At 62.4% G+C, this 16,883-nt stretch carries 15 protein-coding genes; 11 read left to right on the top strand and 4 right to left on the bottom strand.

What is annotated here, in order from left to right; translation table 11 throughout:
* Positions 1 to 73: 73 nt before the first annotated feature.
* On the bottom strand, positions 74 to 2,122 hold the full coding sequence (locus tag ABDX79_RS07505; RefSeq protein ID WP_346219656.1) for a M3 family metallopeptidase: 2,049 nt from the start codon (positions 2,120 to 2,122) through the stop codon (positions 74 to 76).
* Positions 2,123 to 2,299: 177 nt separating this feature from the next.
* Between ABDX79_RS07505 and ABDX79_RS07500 the strand changes: the two genes are divergently transcribed.
* The 3 genes from ABDX79_RS07500 to ABDX79_RS07490 all read left to right on the top strand — a co-directional run bounded on the left by ABDX79_RS07500 (position 2,300) and on the right by ABDX79_RS07490 (position 5,507).
* Positions 2,300 to 2,788: a MarR family winged helix-turn-helix transcriptional regulator gene (locus ABDX79_RS07500; RefSeq protein WP_346219655.1), complete on the top strand. Its 489-nt coding sequence runs from the start codon at positions 2,300 to 2,302 to the stop codon at positions 2,786 to 2,788.
* A 479-nt stretch (positions 2,789 to 3,267) separates the two neighbouring features.
* Positions 3,268 to 4,773: a Ppx/GppA phosphatase family protein gene (locus ABDX79_RS07495; protein ID WP_463671132.1), complete on the top strand. Its 1,506-nt coding sequence runs from the start codon at positions 3,268 to 3,270 to the stop codon at positions 4,771 to 4,773.
* Positions 4,773 to 5,507, top strand: a complete 735-nt coding sequence (locus ABDX79_RS07490; protein WP_346219654.1) for an RlmE family RNA methyltransferase — start codon at positions 4,773 to 4,775, stop codon at positions 5,505 to 5,507. The genes ABDX79_RS07495 and ABDX79_RS07490 overlap by 1 nt, the downstream gene beginning before the upstream one ends.
* 13 nt (positions 5,508 to 5,520) lie before the next feature.
* On the opposite strand, the gene ABDX79_RS07485 is transcribed toward ABDX79_RS07490, so the two are convergent.
* Complete coding sequence (locus ABDX79_RS07485) at positions 5,521 to 6,909, bottom strand: MFS transporter (RefSeq protein WP_346219653.1); 1,389 nt, start codon at positions 6,907 to 6,909, stop codon at positions 5,521 to 5,523.
* A 332-nt stretch (positions 6,910 to 7,241) separates the two neighbouring features.
* Between ABDX79_RS07485 and ABDX79_RS07480 the strand changes: the two genes are divergently transcribed.
* From ABDX79_RS07480 to ABDX79_RS07470, 3 genes are read left to right on the top strand one after another with little or no spacing between them, the layout of a single operon-like run.
* Positions 7,242 to 8,285, top strand: coding sequence for an MBL fold metallo-hydrolase (locus tag ABDX79_RS07480; protein ID WP_346219652.1), 1,044 nt, complete (start codon positions 7,242 to 7,244; stop codon positions 8,283 to 8,285).
* A 53-nt stretch (positions 8,286 to 8,338) separates the two neighbouring features.
* On the top strand, positions 8,339 to 8,821 hold the full coding sequence (locus ABDX79_RS07475; RefSeq protein WP_346219651.1) for a low molecular weight protein-tyrosine-phosphatase: 483 nt from the start codon (positions 8,339 to 8,341) through the stop codon (positions 8,819 to 8,821).
* A complete protein-coding gene (locus ABDX79_RS07470; protein WP_346219650.1) occupies positions 8,818 to 9,624 on the top strand; it encodes a fructosamine kinase family protein in 807 nt (268 codons plus the stop codon). The genes ABDX79_RS07475 and ABDX79_RS07470 overlap by 4 nt, the downstream gene beginning before the upstream one ends.
* Here ABDX79_RS07470 and ABDX79_RS07465 read toward each other — a convergent pair whose 3' ends face one another.
* Positions 9,625 to 10,215: a hypothetical protein gene (locus ABDX79_RS07465; protein ID WP_346219649.1), complete on the bottom strand. Its 591-nt coding sequence runs from the start codon at positions 10,213 to 10,215 to the stop codon at positions 9,625 to 9,627.
* Positions 10,216 to 10,688: 473 nt separating this feature from the next.
* On the opposite strand from ABDX79_RS07465, the gene ABDX79_RS07460 reads away from it, so the two are divergent.
* A complete protein-coding gene (locus ABDX79_RS07460) occupies positions 10,689 to 11,570 on the top strand; it encodes a DMT family transporter (protein WP_346219648.1) in 882 nt (293 codons plus the stop codon).
* Positions 11,571 to 11,588: 18 nt separating this feature from the next.
* Here ABDX79_RS07460 and ABDX79_RS07455 read toward each other — a convergent pair whose 3' ends face one another.
* Positions 11,589 to 13,154, bottom strand: coding sequence for an ATP-binding protein (locus ABDX79_RS07455; RefSeq protein WP_346219647.1), 1,566 nt, complete (start codon positions 13,152 to 13,154; stop codon positions 11,589 to 11,591).
* A gap of 527 nt (positions 13,155 to 13,681) precedes the next feature.
* Between ABDX79_RS07455 and ABDX79_RS07450 the strand changes: the two genes are divergently transcribed.
* The 4 genes from ABDX79_RS07450 to ABDX79_RS07435 all read left to right on the top strand — a co-directional run bounded on the left by ABDX79_RS07450 (position 13,682) and on the right by ABDX79_RS07435 (position 16,778).
* Positions 13,682 to 15,115, top strand: a complete 1,434-nt coding sequence (locus ABDX79_RS07450) for a cytochrome ubiquinol oxidase subunit I (RefSeq protein ID WP_346219646.1) — start codon at positions 13,682 to 13,684, stop codon at positions 15,113 to 15,115.
* 12 nt (positions 15,116 to 15,127) lie between these two features.
* On the top strand, positions 15,128 to 16,135 hold the full coding sequence (cydB, locus tag ABDX79_RS07445; protein WP_346219645.1) for a cytochrome d ubiquinol oxidase subunit II: 1,008 nt from the start codon (positions 15,128 to 15,130) through the stop codon (positions 16,133 to 16,135).
* Positions 16,135 to 16,302, top strand: coding sequence for a hypothetical protein (locus tag ABDX79_RS07440; RefSeq protein ID WP_346219644.1), 168 nt, complete (start codon positions 16,135 to 16,137; stop codon positions 16,300 to 16,302). Before cydB ends, ABDX79_RS07440 begins: the two co-directional genes overlap by 1 nt.
* Positions 16,303 to 16,628: 326 nt before the next feature.
* A complete protein-coding gene (locus ABDX79_RS07435; protein ID WP_346219643.1) occupies positions 16,629 to 16,778 on the top strand; it encodes a YjiS-like domain-containing protein in 150 nt (49 codons plus the stop codon).
* Positions 16,779 to 16,883 lie beyond the last annotated feature (105 nt).

Below are 16,883 nucleotides of genomic sequence, written 5' to 3'. Positions count from 1 at the left end.
GCTTCGCGTGTCTCGCGCGAGCGAGACACGCCCTGGAAATCCATGATCGCGGATCGATCAAAAGGATTTCTTATCAGGCGATCTTTTCCGCAAAACCCCGCTTGCGCATCAATGCCGCAGGATCGGGTTCGCGGCCGCGGAAGCTGCGGTAGAGATCGTCCGCATCCGCGCTGTCGCCAGCCGAATAGACATGGCGCAGAAGCCGCTCGGCGGTCTCGGCATGGAACGGGTCGCCGGCCTCACCGAAGGCTTCGAAGGCGTCCGAATCCAGCACCTCTGACCAGAGATAGCTGTAATAGCCTGCCGAATAGCCTTCACCCGAAAACACATGGGCGAAATGCGGTGTCCGGTGTCGCATCACGATTGCCTCGGGCATGCCGAGCTCGCGCAAAGTCTCGCGCTCGGTCTCGAGCGGCTTCGGATCCTCGCCCGCCTTTTCGTGAAGATCGAGATCGACGATGGCCGAGGCGGCGTATTCCACGGTATCGAAGCCCGCATCGAGAGTGCGTGCCGCAAGCAGCTTGCCGACGAGTTCGCGCGGCATCGGCTCGCCCGTCTCGATATGCGTCGCGTGCCGATCGAGGATTTCCGGAACGGTCAGCCAGTGCTCGAACAGCTGGGAGGGCAGTTCGACGAAATCGCGCGCGACAGACGTTCCGGAAAGGCTTGGATATTCAACATCGGACAGGAGCCCGTGCAGGGCATGGCCGAACTCGTGGAAGAGCGTCGTCGCATCCGTCAGCGACAACAACGCCGGTTCGCCCGCCGCCGGCTTGGAAAAATTGCACACATTGTAGACGACCGGCGTCTCACCCACACCCATCTTGTGCTGGGAGCGCAAGACACTCATCCAGGCGCCGGACCGCTTGCCGGACCGCGCGAAATAATCGCCGAGGAAAACACCCTGCAGCGCTCCATCGGCGCGAAGCACCTTCCAGGCACGAACGTCCGGATGCCAGGCCGGCATGTCCTCCATCGGCTCGAAGACGAGGCCGAACAGACGGTTCGCGACATCGAAGCTGGCGGCGATCATCCGGTCCAGCGAGAAATACGGCTTCAGCGCCGTCTCGTCGAAATCGAGCTCGGCCCTGCGGCGCTTTTCGGCATAGTAACGCCAGTCCGAGGGAGCGAGCGGGCGGTTGGTCCCCTCCTCACGGGCGATTGCCTGCAGGATCTGGGCATCGGCCTCGGCGCGGGCCCGTGCCGGCTCCCAGACCCGCATCAACAGATCGCGAACCCGGTCTGGCGACTTGGCCATCTGGTCGTCGAGCTTGAAGGCGGCGTAAGTCTCGAAACCGAGGAGCCGCGCCTTTTCGTCGCGAAGGTTGAGTATCTCGGCCATGATGGGGCGGTTGTCCGACGGGCCCTCGTTCTCGCCGCGCTTCGTCCAGGCGTCGAACGCCGTCGCGCGCAGGTCCGCCCGTTCGCTCTGCTGAAGAAACGGCACGATCAGCGAGCGCGACAAGGTGAGGACCGGCCCGTCCTTATCGCGATCCGAGCCGGCGCTTCGAAGGGACGAGACAAGCCAGGCCCGCAGGCCGGCAAGATCGTCTTCCGTCAGCTCGAGGAACCAGTCGTTCTCGTCCTTGAGGACGTTCTGCGCGAAAGCGGTGAAGAGTTCGGAGAGCCTTGCTTCGATATCGGCGAGACGTTTGCGCTGCGCATCCTCAAGCCTTGCTCCCGAGCGCGCCATCCGCTTGTAGACCCGCTCCGTGAGACGCCGCGCTTGCGGCGAGACCTGATTCAATGCACTTTCATCAGCCGCCACTTCTTCCACGCGGGCGAAAAGCTCAGGATTCAGGGAGATCGCGGAGAGATGGCGTGACAACCGAGGATAGATCGAGCGTTCCAGCGCCTGAATATCGGCAGTGGTAGACGCTCCCGCAACGACGGCAAATGCGCGGGAGATTTCTGACAGCGCAGTACCGGATTCCTCCAGGGCCTTGATTGTATTTGAGAACCCTGGCGTGTCCGGCGCGGCGACGATGGCAGCAACTTCTTCGGAATGCGCTTTGATCGCGGCGTTAAAAGCGTCTTCAAATCGTTCCGCGTTTCGCGATTGCGTCAGCACGAGAAGATCCCGGAGCTGCTCTGCTTCCTGCTTCATATCGCTCAGACTCAAGGCATTACCTCCACTCATTGGTGTATTTCGCTCCCTTACGGAAAAGACACTGGATTAGCGCCCCCGCATTTTCTAACCTTAACGTTGGAAACAGACTTCACAGGCAAAAAGTCAGTTGGTACTGCTTTTGTTAACCGTCCCGTCGGCCCAGCGCCGCCCTACCGACTTGAGAATTCAATGCCTAGTAACGATGCCGGAAACACCCTGAGCTTTCTCCTGACGGACGTCGCGCGACTCTTCAGGCAGCAGCTGGAAAAAGCGGTCATCGAAGCAGGCCTCGATCTGACGCCTGGAGAGATCCGCGCCCTGTCTCATGTGGCGCGGCACGAGGGCAGCCGTCAAGCTGTGCTGGCCGAGCGGATGGGTGTCGAGCCGATGACACTTTCGGCCTATCTGGATCGACTCGAAACGCGAGGACTGGTGAAGCGCTCGCCGGACCCGCACGATCGGCGCGCCAAGGTCATCAATACCACGGAACAGGCAGGCGCTGTCTTTACCAGTGCACGGCCGATCGCGACCGCAGTCTACGATCGCGTCACACGCGGGCTTACCAAAGGCGAACGCGAGGAAATCGAACGGCTCCTCGCTCACGTCCGTCAGAACATGACGACGGAACCGATCATCCCGGCGGACGGCGTCGAACGGGGCGCTGTGCCGATCGCCTGATCTGGCTCGCGCAAGAAACGACGGCAAGGTTCAAACCTTTTCGCATGACACCTGCACGACGCGCGGAAACATTTCTGATCATTGCGTCCGGCCGCATCCGAGACACTGTCTTCGGCCATATCGAAGGCTCTTGCGGCAAGGCTTACCGGACGCTGATCACCCGGCCTTGTTTCGCGGCCATGGCTTGATACACTCGAAGGCGACACAAGAACAGTTGAGGCGCCCTCCGGCATTGTCGGAGATGACGCCGGAGAGAACAGTTGGATAGCGGGAAGGAAGGGAACCGCCACAGTCGATCGTCACATGTGAAATCGAAACGGGACGCGAAGCCTTCCTTCGGCCCGTATACGAAGCAAACCGGAGCGGAAGAGCGCGATCATCCGCGCACTCCGCCTCGGCAAGACGATTCCGACCGTCGGCGAAACTCGACGCCAGACGGGTGGTCGGCTCATGCTCAGCCGCATCCGGACGGGAGTGGTTTGGCCACATCGCTCGATGGAAAGCGAGGCGCTGATTCTCAGTCAGTCGGCTCCGCGTCCGGAGAGAAACCGATCAATCGCCACAACGACAAGCGGTCTGCGGCAGAGGAATCGTCGAACGACGATGCCCATGGTACTGAGGCAGCACGGCTGTCCAAGCGCCAGAAACGACGTCAGCGCAAGCGCGCCTCGGCCAGAAAACAGGCGGCAGCAGACAAGAAGACCGGCGAGACAGCGAAGACAGCAGGCAATCCGAGCGCACACGAACAAGCACCGGAGCAGCGGGCGAAGAAGAACGAGCCCAACCAGCGGGGCATGCGCAAGATCCGCCGCCGCAAACCGCGTTCGACTGAGAAGCAAGGCAATACGCCAAGCCAGCAGAGCGATCCGAAACCTGTCGATCATGAAAACCCCGCTCAGAAAGTTGCTCGTACCCGCAACGGCGACGGGAGAAAGCCTGTCGCAGGCCATTCCGGTGCGAACGGCGCCCGCACACAGGCCGGACCGCCGCCCGTTTACGCGGCCCTCGACCTTGGAACCAACAATTGCCGCCTGCTGATGGCCGTACCGACACGGCCCGGCCAGTTCCGCGTCGTCGATGCATTCTCGCGTATCGTCCGCCTCGGCGAAGGTCTCGGCCGAACAGGCTCCCTGTCGCGCGACGCGATGGACCGGGCGGTCTCCGCGCTCTCCGTCTGCGCTCAGAAACTTGCGGCACGCAATGTCACGCATATGCGCCTGATTGCGACCGAAGCCTGCCGCGCAGCCGCGAACGGTGCCGAGTTTCTCGAACGGGTTGAGCGCGACACCGGACTGAAGCTGGAAATCGTGAGCCAGGAGGCAGAAGCCCGGCTCGCAGTCTCGGGCTGCGGTTCACTGGTCGACCCCAGCACGCGCGGTGCCGTTCTCTTTGATATCGGAGGTGGCTCGTCCGAGATCGCGCTTCTCGATCTGAGAGACGGGCCGACACGCAAGCTCGCAAGCCGGATCGTTGCCTGGACCTCGCTTCCGATCGGCGTCGTCACCATGGCCGAACGCCATGGCGGACGGAACGTGACCCCCGAAATGTTCGAGAAGATGATCGTCGAGACCACCGAAATGATCTCGGATTTTCCCGGCCGTCATCGTCTCGACAAGCTGATCGACACCCCGAAATTCCATCTCCTTGGAACCTCCGGCACCGTGACGACGCTCGCCGGCATCCATCTCAATCTGGAGCGTTACGACCGCAGGCAGGTGGACGGGCTCTGGCTCACCCGGCAGGAAGCGGACGACCTCGTCAACCGCATCCTCGGATGGAGCTTCGAGGAGCGCGTCGCCAATCCGTGCATCGGCAGCGACCGCGCCGATCTCGTGCTGGCGGGATGCGCGATTCTGGAAGGCATACGCCGGGTCTGGCCCGCGAGAGCCTTGCGCGTCGCCGATCGAGGCCTCAGGGAAGGCTTGCTGATCGAAATGATGATTGCCGACCGGGTCTGGGACCGGCAGGGCAGACGGAGCGCCTGATGACCAAGACCAACAATCCCCGCGGCCTCCACATCAAGGTGAAGAAGAAGCGCGGGCTGAAGGCATCGTCCCGGCGCTGGATCGAACGGCAGCTGAACGATCCATACGTGCGGCAGGCCAAGGCAGACGGCTATCGCTCGCGCGCGGCCTACAAGCTGATCGAGATGGACGACCGGTACAAATTGTTGAAGCCCGGGCAGCGCGTCGTCGATCTCGGCGCGGCGCCAGGCGGCTGGTGTCAGGTCTCGGTCGAGCGGGTGGGATCGTCGAACGATGATATCCGCGTGGTCGGGATCGATTTTCTCGAGGTCGATCCGGTCTCAGGCACCGAAATCCTCTTGATGGACTTTCTCGATGATGACGCGCCGGATCGGCTGATCGAGACGCTCGGCGGCGCGCCCGATATCGTTCTGTCGGATATGGCGGCCCCGACCATCGGCCACCGCCAGACCGACCACCTTCGCACGATGCATCTGTGCGAAGTCGCCGCCGATTTCGCGGTGCGAACACTGCGACCCGGCGGGCACTTTCTGTGCAAGACGTTTCAGGGCGGGACCGAGCGGGATCTCCTCGACCTCCTGAAGCGCAATTTCAAGGCGGTTCACCACGTGAAGCCGCCGGCGAGCCGCGACGGATCGGTCGAGCTCTATATCCTCGCCAAGGATTTCAAGGGAAGGCGCGAGAGCCAAGGGGCGGACAAGGCCGAAGACCCGGAGGCCGGGCCGCTCGGCTGACGGCGGCTGTCGTTCATTCCGCCGGAACCGAACGTCCCGCAACTTCGTCGCCGGCTTTCGAGGAAAGCGAGAGGAACGGCAGGGCCGCCATCATCATCAGCACGCCCGCAGCCGTGAAGGCGAGCGCGAAGTCGCTGATCTGGGGCGTCGTCGTGCCCATCATCGACATACCGGCTTCCAGAACGATCCCGGCGATGGCGACACCCATGGCGATCGAGACCTGCTGCGTCGCGGCCAGCATGGCCGTGGCATCGCCCGTCTCCTGCGTCGACAGATCGGCAAAGCCCAGCGTGTTGATGCCGGTGAAGAAGAGAGAGCGAAAGAAACCGCCGACCAGCAGCAGCGCGACCAGCGCGATGATGGAGCCGGACAGTGTCTCAAGACCGATCGCAAGGATAAGACTGCCGCCAACCAGCGCCGAACAGATCAGCGTGGAGCGGAAACCGAAGCGTCTCAGAATCGGCTTGGCGAGTAGCTTCATCGTGATGGCACCGCCCATGGACGCGCTGGCGACGAGCCCCGACTGGAGAGCGGTGTAGCCGTATCCGAGTTGCAGCATCAGCGGCAGCAGAAACGGCACCGCGCCGGTTCCCACGCGAAACAGCGTCCCCGCGACGACGCTGACACGAAGGGTCGCGATCCGGAGAAGGCTCAGGCGCACGACGGGAGTCGCGGCCAGACGCGCGTGGCGGATGTAGAAGGCGCCGGACACCGCGCCCGCAATCACGAGGAACACGCCGAAGATGGGCGGCAGAGCCGGAAGCGAAATGACCGAGAAGCCGAAGACGAGACCGGCGCAGGCAAAGCCCGAAAGAAGAAAGCCCGGCGCGTCGAAGGAAACCCCGCGCACGCGCTCCACGAACGGCAAAAACCGGGTGGCGAGCAGAATGCCGATCGCCCCTATGGGCAGATTGATGAGGAAGATCCAACGCCAGTCGGAATAGGTGGAAATGGCACCGCCGAGCGGCGGGCCGATCAGCGGGCCGATCAGCGCGGGGATGGTGAACCAAGCCATGGCGTTGACGAGATCACCCTTGGGCACCGCGCGCACCAGAAGCAGGCGGCCGACCGGCGTCATCATCGCCCCGCCCATGCCCTGCAGAAAGCGGGAAGCGATGAAAGCCTCGAGCGAGGAAGAAAGCGCGCAGCAAAGCGATCCGACCATGAAGACGGCGATCGCAAGCCGGAAGATGTTCTTGGCGCCAAAACGATCGGCCAGCCGTCCCGAGATCGGAATGAAGACCGCCAGAGACACGTAATAGCTGGTCAGCGCCAGCTTGAGCGCAATCGGGCTCGTGTTCAGATCCGCTGCGATGACCGGCAGGGAGGTCGCGATGACGGTCGCATCCATCGTCTCCATAAAGAGCGCGACGGCCAGCACGATCGGAACAATCCGGGTCAATCCTCATCTCCTGATGGTCGGAAAGGCTGTCTGCGAACGCGGATCAGAGAAGCCGTGAAAGGGCAGCGGGAACCGGAACATAGGCGCTCCTTCACCGGCTCGCAGGGGTGACCGAGCGTTGAACGGATCGAAACGATTAATCCGAAATTCGCTGATCGCTGATCGCTGATCGCTGATCGCTCGGCGATAACGAATTTAAAAAGCGTTCAAGTGCCGCGCGGGCTTTGGATCGCCCTTCCATCACGATCACATTGCCGCATCTTGCCGGCGGGCGGCCGTGACCAAAGTCTCCGTTTCACCAGGACGCGAATTTCGATGGGAGACATGCCGCCATGGCCGACAGACCGAAAGAGCGGATGACGCGCCGACAGGCCCTCGCGGCAGGCTCTGCCCTGGGCTTGGCCACCGCCGGGCTCACCGGCGGCGCAAACGCGCAGGATACGAACGACGCGGCAAATACAAAGGTGGAGGCCGATATCTCCAAATCCCAGATGATGACGCCCGGCTGGAGCCGCTTCGACCTTGGCTATGCACGGATCACCACCGTGCTCGACGGATTGCGGCCCGGCGATGGTCCCCACCCGACCTTCGGGATGGAACAGAGCCAGGACGCGATGGCCGAGCTGATGCGGGCGAACTTCTTGCCGGAGCAACGCATCATATCCTATTTTACACCGACCCTCGTCGAGCTTGATGACAATCTCATCCTCTTCGATACGGGCTTCGGCGAAGGCGGCCGGGAAAACGGTCGTGGAAAGCTCGTGGAACGCATGGAATCGGCCGGCTACGGCACCGACGCCGTGACGATCGTCGTGCTGACCCATTTGCACGGCGACCACATTCAGGGGCTCGTGAAGGGCGATGGCAGCCCGGTTTTCCCGAATGCGCGCTATGTCACCGGCCGTGCGGAATGGGATTACTGGACTTCCGGGGAAGCCGAAAACGGCCCTCAACCCGGCAATGCGGAACTGGTCGCCAACCTCCTCGTGCCGCTGAAAGACCAGTTCACCTTCCTTGCCGATGGCGAGGAGGTGGTGACCGGGATCACTGCGATGGCCGCCTTCGGCCATACGCCGGGCCACATGATCTTCGAGATCGAATCGGAAGGCCAACGGCTGATGCTGACAGCCGATACGGCGAACCACTTCGTCGCTTCGCTTCAAAAGCCCGAATGGCATGTGAAATTCGATCTCGACAAGGAAAAGGCCGTCGAGACGCGCAAACGGGTGTTCGACAGGATCGCCGAGGAACGGCTGCCCTTCATCGGCTATCACATGCCGTTCCCGGCCGTGGGCTACGTCGAGAAGATGGAAGACGGCGGGTATCGCTTCATTCCCGAGAGCTATCAGCTGGAAGTCGCGGCCGAGAAATCGTAATAGCGCACGGCCGGACATCGACCACACAAGACACCCCACCGAGAGGAGATCCCATGGCCGATCGCCCCGCCGTGCTTTTCGTCTGCCTCGGCAATATCTGCCGCTCGCCCCTTGCCCAGGCGGCGCTCGCGGCTGAGGCCGAACGGCTGGGTCTCGACGTCGAAATCGATTCGGCGGGCACCGGCGACTGGCATGTGGGCAACCCGCCGGACAGCCGCGCGCAGGTCGTTTCGAAACGCAATGGTGTCGATATTTCGCACTATGCCGCGCGGCAGGTGAGGCCCGAGGATTTCCACCACTTCACCCATATCATCGCGCTCGATCGCGAAAACCTCGCCAATCTTGAGCGACTGAGACCGGCAGACGGAACGGCAAAGCTCAGCCTGTTGCTCGATCATGTGAAGGGGCGTGGCGGCGAGGCTGTCGCCGATCCTTATTACGGCGGGGCGGAAGGCTTCGAGACGACCTGGGCGGACGTGACGGCCGGGGCGCAAGCTCTCGCACAAAGCCTGACGAAGACAGGTCGAACCCCTTGAACGCCCTGGCGCAGGAAGGTGCGAGACTGCTCGGCGCAACGCTTGCCGGCTCTCGATCGCTTGGCGGCGGCAGCCTCTCGCAACTGATGTCCATCGATCTTGAAGACGGGCGCTCCGTGATCGTCAAGGGCGGGCCATCTCCTGAAGCCGAAGCAGCGATGCTGGAGGCAATCGCGGCCAGCGGCGCCCCTGCCCCACACGTTCTTGGCGTCAGCGAAACAGCTTTCGTCATGGAGATCATGCCCGAAGGCGGACATCTCTCAAGTGCATGGGCAAGCGTCGGCGCCGCCGTCCGCACGCTCCACGCCGCGACCGGCAAGCGTTATGGCTGGAACTGCGACTTTGCATTCGGCGCCGTCGAAATCCGAAACGACTGGTCTGAAGACTGGCCGCGCTTCTGGTCCGAGAACAGGCTCCTCAACACCTGCCCGCATGTTCCAGGCCCAATGGCCAGGCGCCTCGAACGGCTGTCGAAGACGATCGCCGACCGTTTGCCGGCGAGGCCGAAAGCCTCCCTGCTTCACGGCGATCTCTGGTCCGGCAACGTGCTGGTTTCGGGATCAGAGATCAGCGCCCTGATCGATCCGGCCTGTTATTACGGTCACTCGGAGGTCGATCTTGCGATGCTCCACCTCTTTGGCTCGCCAAGCGATACCTTCTACGCGGCCTATGGCGAACTCGAACCCGGCCACGAGGAGCGGCGCGCGATCTATACGCTCTGGCCGGTGCTGGTGCATCTTCGCCTTTTCGGCAGCGGATATCGCGGGCACACGGAGCGTCTGCTCGATCAGCTAAGCGTATGATCAGGTGCCAGAGACACGCCGCCTTATCGCGCCACGCCCCTGAACGAAGCGCATCGCGGCAGCTTCGCAAAGGGCGCCTTTATGTCCCAAGACTTCGTCGAACAGCTTCAGCACCAGCGGCTGGGGATCGGGCGGCTGGCTGCAGAGCGGCGTGAGAGCCTGCGCGGCCTCCACGGGCGGCAACCGATCCGCCAGGAGACCAAGCGCGACCGCCGTCGAACGCCTGACGCCAAGCAGGCCATGAACAAGAAGCCTGCCGTCTTCCGGTATGCCGCGCGCGAAAGTGAGAAGCCTCTCGACCATCTCCACATCGGGTGCATTCGGTGCCTTCAGGTCGTCGATATCGTCGAAGCTGACAAAACACTGATGCTCAGGGCTCAAGCCACGCGGACCAAGGTAGGAGTGCCCCGGCAATTTGATCGAAATTACATGGGTTGCAGCAAGTTCGGGAAACTTGCGCCGGGCTTCGGACTGCCCCCTGACGAGAAGCTCAGCCGAGAAACGCCGGTTCTTCTCACTGGCAAGACCTGTCTCGTCCGCGGATTCCGGCATCGCAGAGCTGTCGAGCACGGATGTCTTCAATGCAGGCATTCGCGATTTCCAGAAACCGTTATCCGAGGTTCGGATAGCAGAAATCCGGCTCTGACAATACAGTATCGTCAGCGACCTTTAGTAACGTTTTCAACAGGTCGGAACGGCGAAATTCGCCGAGCGCGCATCAATCTACGATCGGCTGCCCCAAAAAAGTTGAGGGCGGATCGCATTTTTTTCGCAGCGACCGGAACCAACTCTTAAGGCGATTGTTCTCAAAGTACCCCAAGCGATCATCCCCCTCGATCGCATATACCCCAAGCGATCTCCCCCGATCGCAAATACCCCGCAGATGAAAAAGGACGGCTTCCCCTCGCCGTCCTTTTTCATGTCTGGCGCCTGGAAAATGCGATCCTTCGGCAAGATGTCGGCTTTTTGAAACGATCAAGCCTTCGTGTAGGCGATCGCGCTTCATGTCAGACTGTGAAACCGCTATTGAGGCGCGGATTATCCTCCCTTGTGGCATCAATTTCATGCAAATCGGCATTCTGATCGCTTTCGCCGGCTATTTCGCCTTTGCCTGCGGCGATGCCACCTTGAAGGCTATCGGAAGCGGACTGCCGATCTTCGAGATCGGCTTTTACACGTCCCTCTTCGCCTTCCTGCCGGCGCTCTTCACCAAGCGCCCGGACGACAACTGGCGCAACGTCTTCATTCCCAACCGGCCGTTTCTTCTCGCGTTGCGTGTCGCCTTCGGCGTCGTCGGCATGCTGAGCGCCGTGGTCGCCTTCACGACACTGCCGCTCGCCGAAGCCTATGCGTTGATCTTTCTCCTGCCGATCTTCGTGACCGTCTTCTCGGCGGTCTTCCTGACGGAAGAGATCGGCTGGCGCCGCTGGAGCGCGGTCATCGCGGGCCTTGTCGGGGTGATTCTCGTCGTCCGCCCGGGCTTTCAGGAGCTGAGACCCGGTCATCTCGCGGCGATCTCAGCCGCCATCTGCGGCGCTGGTACGGTGCTCGTATTGCGAAAGATCGGGTCCAGCGAACGGCGGGTGACGCTGATCGGCAGCGTGCTTCTTGGCGCGGTCGTCTTTAACGGCGTGCTGATGCTGCCGACCTATGCCGATCCGATGCCGGTCATGGCGCTTCTCGTCTTCGCCGGTCTTTGCATCGGGCTTGGCCAGACGGGGCTCGTCTTCGCTACGCGGTTCGCGCCGGCCTCCCATGTCGCGCCGGTCCAGTACAGCCAGATCGTCTGGGCCGCCGTGCTCGGAGCCCTCTTCTTCGGCGAGTTTCCAGATGCGATCGCCTATGCCGGGATGGCGCTGATCGGTTTCTCGGGGCTCTTCACCTTCATCCGTGAGCGCAAGAAGACGCGCTGGTGGCAGCGCTACCCGCTGATCCGCAACCGCTGACCGGGCGCCTCGAGACGATCAGGCCTTGCGCGCCATCCGGGCCGCGCGGCGGGCGCGGGCTTCGTCGATGCTGTCGAGTGTCACCTCGGGCAGCTTCGTACGCCAACCGGTGGCGGCGATCGTGACGATGCGATTGCCGCGAAAATCCTTTTCCACGGTGATCAGGCCCCGCTCCTCCATGAAGGACAGAAGGAACCGGCCCCGCGACGGCGAATGGCTGCCATAGGCCTTTGCCAGCATCTCGTCGGATGGGCACTCGGCCTCGTCGCGCGCCGCCCGCGCCAGCATCATGAAGACGCCCTGCATCTCTTCGGGCAGTTCCGAGGACACCGCGACGACATCAGCCCATTCGCCATCGGTCTCGTCACCGGCGATCCCGGCGCGCGCCAGGGAAAGCCTGCGGCGGAACGCCCCCATATCGGTCTCCGCACCGCGCAACCGCTTCAGCCGGCAATGGGTGAGAAACTCCTGATAGAGCACCGGCACCGGGCGGAACGCGGCATCCGGGTCCTCCAGCATTTCGGCGAAGATCGTGTCGACCGCCTCGGCGCGCTCTTCCGGCGAACGGGGATCGTCGTCGATCGGGGCGCCGGCATCATTCGCCGGCCCCGATGAAATCACCTGGGTGAGAAGCTCGGAGGTTTCCACGCGCGGCGTCTCACAGGTGGACACCGCCTGGGAGACCCGCGCTTCCGGGCGACGCGCCAGGGCTCGCTCGGCGGTGCGCTCGGGCTCCGGCGTCGTCAGCACGAGATCGGCGAGATCGTCCGGCGAAACATCGGGAAGTGGCATCAGCGTCGGACGGCCGGACCGCGCAGAGGTTTCGACGGTCCCGATGCGGATCGGGATAGGCCGGCGGAAGAGCGCGGGGCCAAGTGCGATGAAATTGCCGGTTTCGAGATCGCGGAAGCGTTCGGCCCCGCGCCGGTCGATGCCGATGAGATCGGCGGCGCGCTGCATGTCGATATCGAGAAAGGTCCGGCCCATCAGGAAGTTGGAGGCTTCCGCCGCGACGTTCTTGGCAAGCTTGGCGAGACGCTGCGTCGCGATGACGCCGGCGAGCCCGCGCTTTCGGCCACGGCACATGAGATTGGTCATCGCGCCGAGCGAGGCGCGCCGCGCTTCTTCCGAATGCTCGCCAGACATGGCCGGCGCAAAGAGATGGGCCTCGTCGACGGCGATCAGCATGGGATACCAATAGGCGCGATCGGCTTCGAACAGCCCGTTCAGAAACGCGGCCGCGCACTGCATCTGAACATCGGCGTCCAGACCCTCGAGCGTCAGGACGACGGATGCCCGGTGCTGACGGATGCGGTTCGCGATTCGCGCCAGATCGTTCGGCGTCCTGTTGGCGTCGACCACGACATGGCCGAACCGATCGGCGAGCGTGACGAAATCCCCCTCGGGATCGATGATCGCCTGCTGCACCCAGCCTGCGCTTTTTTCGAGAAGCCGGCGCAGGAGGTGGGATTTGCCCGAGCCGGAATTGCCCTGCACCAGAAGCCGCGTCGACAGGAGCTCTTCGAGATCGAGCTCCGCCGGTTCGCCCGTATGCGTGGTTCCGAGATCGACGGCGACTGTCACGAGACTGATGGCTCCATGTTGGTCGAAGGTTCTGCCGGCGGACGACAGCCCGGCGCGCCGTCTTCTAGCACGAGACGGCCGCATGTCCGGGAACGCCTTCGTGACCATCCACAGCTGATTGTCGACCGGTGGAAACCGCAAACACAAAACGACCCCTTCGGACGGTCTCGGTGTCCGGAAGGGGTCGATCGAATGGTGTCAAACCTTGCGTCGTTCCGCATGTCAGGAAGAGACGATACGGGGTCCACCAACCACGCCAGCGACGCACCCCTTGTAGCATCGACTTGCCTTTTGGTTTCGCCGGCAAAACGCTTTCCACAGACAAGAGCTGTGGACAATGAGCGGCTTCTCCCCATCGTGGAACCTCAGGCACATGGCTCTGCGACGATGCGTCACCGAGACGAAAGGCTTGCTCCAAATCGTCGCAAACGTCTGTACGTCCTGACGCTTTGCGATTAGTTCCATCATGGTGCAGCGCCGCAAAAGGTGTTTCGCCGGCCCTTCAGTTCCGGAGACGATGCCCCGCCATGCTCGAAAGTTTCGATCCCGTCCTTCTTGCCCGGATCCAGTTCGCCTTCACGGTGTCGTTCCACATCATCTTTCCGGCGTTCTCGATCGGGCTCGCCTCCTATCTCGCGGTGGTTCTGACGCTCCACACAACGACCGGCCGGGAAGTCTACATGGACATCTTCCGGTACTGGGTGAAGATTTTCGCCATCGCCTTCGGCATGGGCGTCGTCTCCGGCATCACCATGAGCTACCAGTTCGGCACGAACTGGTCGGTCTTTTCCGATAAGACCGGACCCATCCTCGGCCCGCTGATGGCCTATGAGGTGCTGTCGGCCTTCTTCCTGGAAGCCGGCTTTCTCGGCATCATGCTGTTCGGCCGCAAGAAGGTGGGGCCGACGCTGCACCTGATCGCGACATGGGTGGTCGCCATCGGCACGCTCGGATCGGCCTTCTGGATCCTGTCGGTGAATTCGTGGATGCAGACGCCTGCCGGTTTCGCCATGAACGAAGTCGGGCAGTTCGTCGCCACCGACTGGTGGGCGGCGGTCTTCAACCCGTCCTTCCCCTATCGCCTCGTCCATATGGTGCTCGCCGCCTATCTCACGACGGCGTTCGTCGTCGGCGGCGTCGGCGCATTCCACCTCCTGCGCAACCGGAGCAACGCGGCGGCCCGGACGATGTTCTCCATGGCCATGTGGATGGCGGCGATCGTCACGCCGATCCAGATCTTCGCCGGCGACCTGCACGGCGTCAATACGCTCGAGCACCAGCCCGCGAAGATCGCCGCGATGGAAGGGCACTTCGAATCGAACACCGATGGCGCGATGCCCCTGACCCTGTTCGGCATTCCGGACATGGAAGCCGGCGAGATGAAGCACGCCGTTTCCGTTCCCTATCTCGGCTCCATCATCCTCACCCATTCGCTCGACGGCGAGGTGAAAGGCCTCGACGCGTTTCCACGCGAGGACTGGCCGAATGTCGGGATCGTCTTCTGGTCCTTCCGGCTGATGGTGGGTCTCGGCTTCGCCATGCTCGGCATCGGGTTGTGGTCCCTCTGGGCACGCTACAGGGGCACGCTCTACGAGAGCACATGGCTGCAGCGGGCGAGCGTCTTCATGGGTCCGATGGGCTTCGTCGCGGTGCTTGCCGGCTGGATCACCACGGAGGTCGGGCGCCAGCCCTTTACGGTCTATGGCCTGCTCAGAACGAGCGACAGCGTTTCGCCGGTCGCCGTGGAGGCGGTGGGCACATCGCTGATTGCGTTTATCGTCGTTTATTTCATTTTGTTCGGCGCAGGCACGTTCTACATCCTTCGGCTGATGTCGAGAGAGCCCTCGCCCTGGGATCTCGATGAGCCGGCCCGCCATCCGATCCGCACGGCCGGTATCACGCCCGTTCAGGCGCTCGAAAGCCAGCGGCGGCCGGATCCGACCACCACTCCGGCTGAGTAAAAGGACCAGAAGATGTATTCAGTCGATCTCACTGTCATCTGGGCCTTTCTCATCGCCTTCGCCGTGATCACCTATGTGATCCTCGACGGGTTCGATCTCGGAACGGGCATCCTGTTTCCGTTTCTCGGCAACCGGACCAATCGCGACATCGCGATGAACTCCGTCGCCCCGATCTGGGACGGAAACGAAACCTGGCTGATTCTCGGTGGCGGCGGCCTCTTCGCCGTCTTCCCGCTTGCCTATGCGATCATCATGCCGGCGATCTACGCGCCGATCATCATCATGCTGCTCGCGCTGATCTTTCGCGGCGTCGCCTTCGAATACCGCTTCAAGACCGAACGCGGCCGCTGGCTATGGGACGTCTCGTTTTTCATCGGATCGCTCTTTGCCGCATTTTCTCAGGGAGTTGCGCTCGGCACCCTCGTTCAGGGCATCGATGTCGCAGGACGGGCCTATGCCGGCGGCTGGTGGGACTGGCTGACACCGTTTTCGATAGCGACCGGCTTCGCGGTGGTCTTCGGCTACGCCCTTCTCGGCGCGACCTGGCTGGTGATGAAAACGGAAGGTGACGTCGCCGCGCGCGCCCGCCGCTACGCCGTTCTTCTCGGCGTCATCACGCTGTGCGCCATCGGCGGGGTCTCACTCTGGATGCCGTTCCTGGAGGAACGGTTCTATGCGCGCTGGTTCTCGTTGCCGGAGTTCTTCTATGTGATGCCCGTACCGCTGTTCACGGCTTTCGCCGCGTTCAGCCTGTTTCATTCCCTGCTGAAAGGCGGCGAAATCCGGCCGTTCGTCTCGGCCCTCTCCCTGTTCGTCCTCGGCTATGTGGGGATCGGCATCTGCTTCTGGCCGTTCATCATCCCGCCGACGGTGACGATCTACGAAGCCGCCGCGCCGGAAAACGCGCAGATCTTCCTGCTCGTCGGGGCAAGTATACTGATCCCGCTCATCCTCATCTACACGGCCTATGCCTACTACGTGTTTCGAGGAAAGGTCTCGGCGGACACGGGATATCACTGATGCAGCACTCGGACGGGACGCGAGACACGCGCGAAAAGAGGGGCCCCGATCCGGACATGCCGGATACGCTTGCCAAGCGGCTCGGCTGGTTCGTGCTTCTCTGGCTGGGCGGGATCGCGGCGGTCTCGGCCCTCGCCTACGGCATTCGGGCGGTGCTGATCGGGTAAGACCTGACGCCCTCAAAGGCGTCCTCTGCATGACCGATCAGATCCCTGAATAGGCATGGCGTGCCGGTCCGACATCCCGGGCGACAATTGATGAAGCTTGCAATTTGATGACGCGTGCCATGCCGAGAATGCACATCTGATGTGCAATTCACTGCACTTCTTTTCATCACCAATGCTATTTATATAAACAGTCAAGAGCGACGCGATGGCCAAGATCCTCAAGGGACCGAGACACGCGCTTCGAACTTTCATTCATTCGCCAAAGAGCTGCCGCCGATGCGTGAGGACGCGTCGGGTTCTCGTTTTCAGTACAGGAGTTTCCTCACATGTTCCGCGCTTTCGCCACCCAATTCGCCCAGATGCGCACCCGTTCCCGCGATGTCCGCAAGCTGCGCATGATGGGCGACCGTGAACTTGCCGATATCGGGCTGCTTCGCACCGAAATCGAAGACGCCGTTCGCTGGGGTCGCCGCTGATACGGCCTCATGGACGATAGCGGCTTGAGGCAACACAGCGGAAAGACGATACCGACGCCTTTATGGCCGGTCTTCCTTCGAAGGCCGGCTTTGTCGTTTTGAAAC

This window comes from Fulvimarina fulva, from assembly GCF_039652615.1.
In the GTDB taxonomy this organism is placed as follows: domain Bacteria; phylum Pseudomonadota; class Alphaproteobacteria; order Rhizobiales; family Rhizobiaceae; genus Fulvimarina.
Note: the sequence above shows the minus strand (reverse complement) of the source record. Positions and strands in the feature narration are given on the sequence as shown.

Excerpts from the sequence above, each read along its gene's own strand:
- cydB (WP_346219645.1), top strand. The coding sequence starts at position 15,128 with ATGTATTCAGTCGATCTCACTGTCATCTGGGCCTTTCTCATCGCCTTC.
- ABDX79_RS07460 (WP_346219648.1), top strand. The coding sequence starts at position 10,689 with ATGCAAATCGGCATTCTGATCGCTTTCGCCGGCTATTTCGCCTTTGCC.
- ABDX79_RS07480 (WP_346219652.1), top strand. The coding sequence starts at position 7,242 with ATGGCCGACAGACCGAAAGAGCGGATGACGCGCCGACAGGCCCTCGCG.
- ABDX79_RS07500 (WP_346219655.1), top strand. The coding sequence starts at position 2,300 with ATGCCTAGTAACGATGCCGGAAACACCCTGAGCTTTCTCCTGACGGAC.
- ABDX79_RS07490 (WP_346219654.1), top strand. The coding sequence starts at position 4,773 with ATGACCAAGACCAACAATCCCCGCGGCCTCCACATCAAGGTGAAGAAG.
- ABDX79_RS07465 (WP_346219649.1), bottom strand. The coding sequence starts at position 10,215 with ATGCCTGCATTGAAGACATCCGTGCTCGACAGCTCTGCGATGCCGGAA.
- ABDX79_RS07450 (WP_346219646.1), top strand. The coding sequence starts at position 13,682 with ATGCTCGAAAGTTTCGATCCCGTCCTTCTTGCCCGGATCCAGTTCGCC.
- ABDX79_RS07440 (WP_346219644.1), top strand. The coding sequence starts at position 16,135 with ATGCAGCACTCGGACGGGACGCGAGACACGCGCGAAAAGAGGGGCCCC.
- ABDX79_RS07435 (WP_346219643.1), top strand. The coding sequence starts at position 16,629 with ATGTTCCGCGCTTTCGCCACCCAATTCGCCCAGATGCGCACCCGTTCC.
- ABDX79_RS07475 (WP_346219651.1), top strand. The coding sequence starts at position 8,339 with ATGGCCGATCGCCCCGCCGTGCTTTTCGTCTGCCTCGGCAATATCTGC.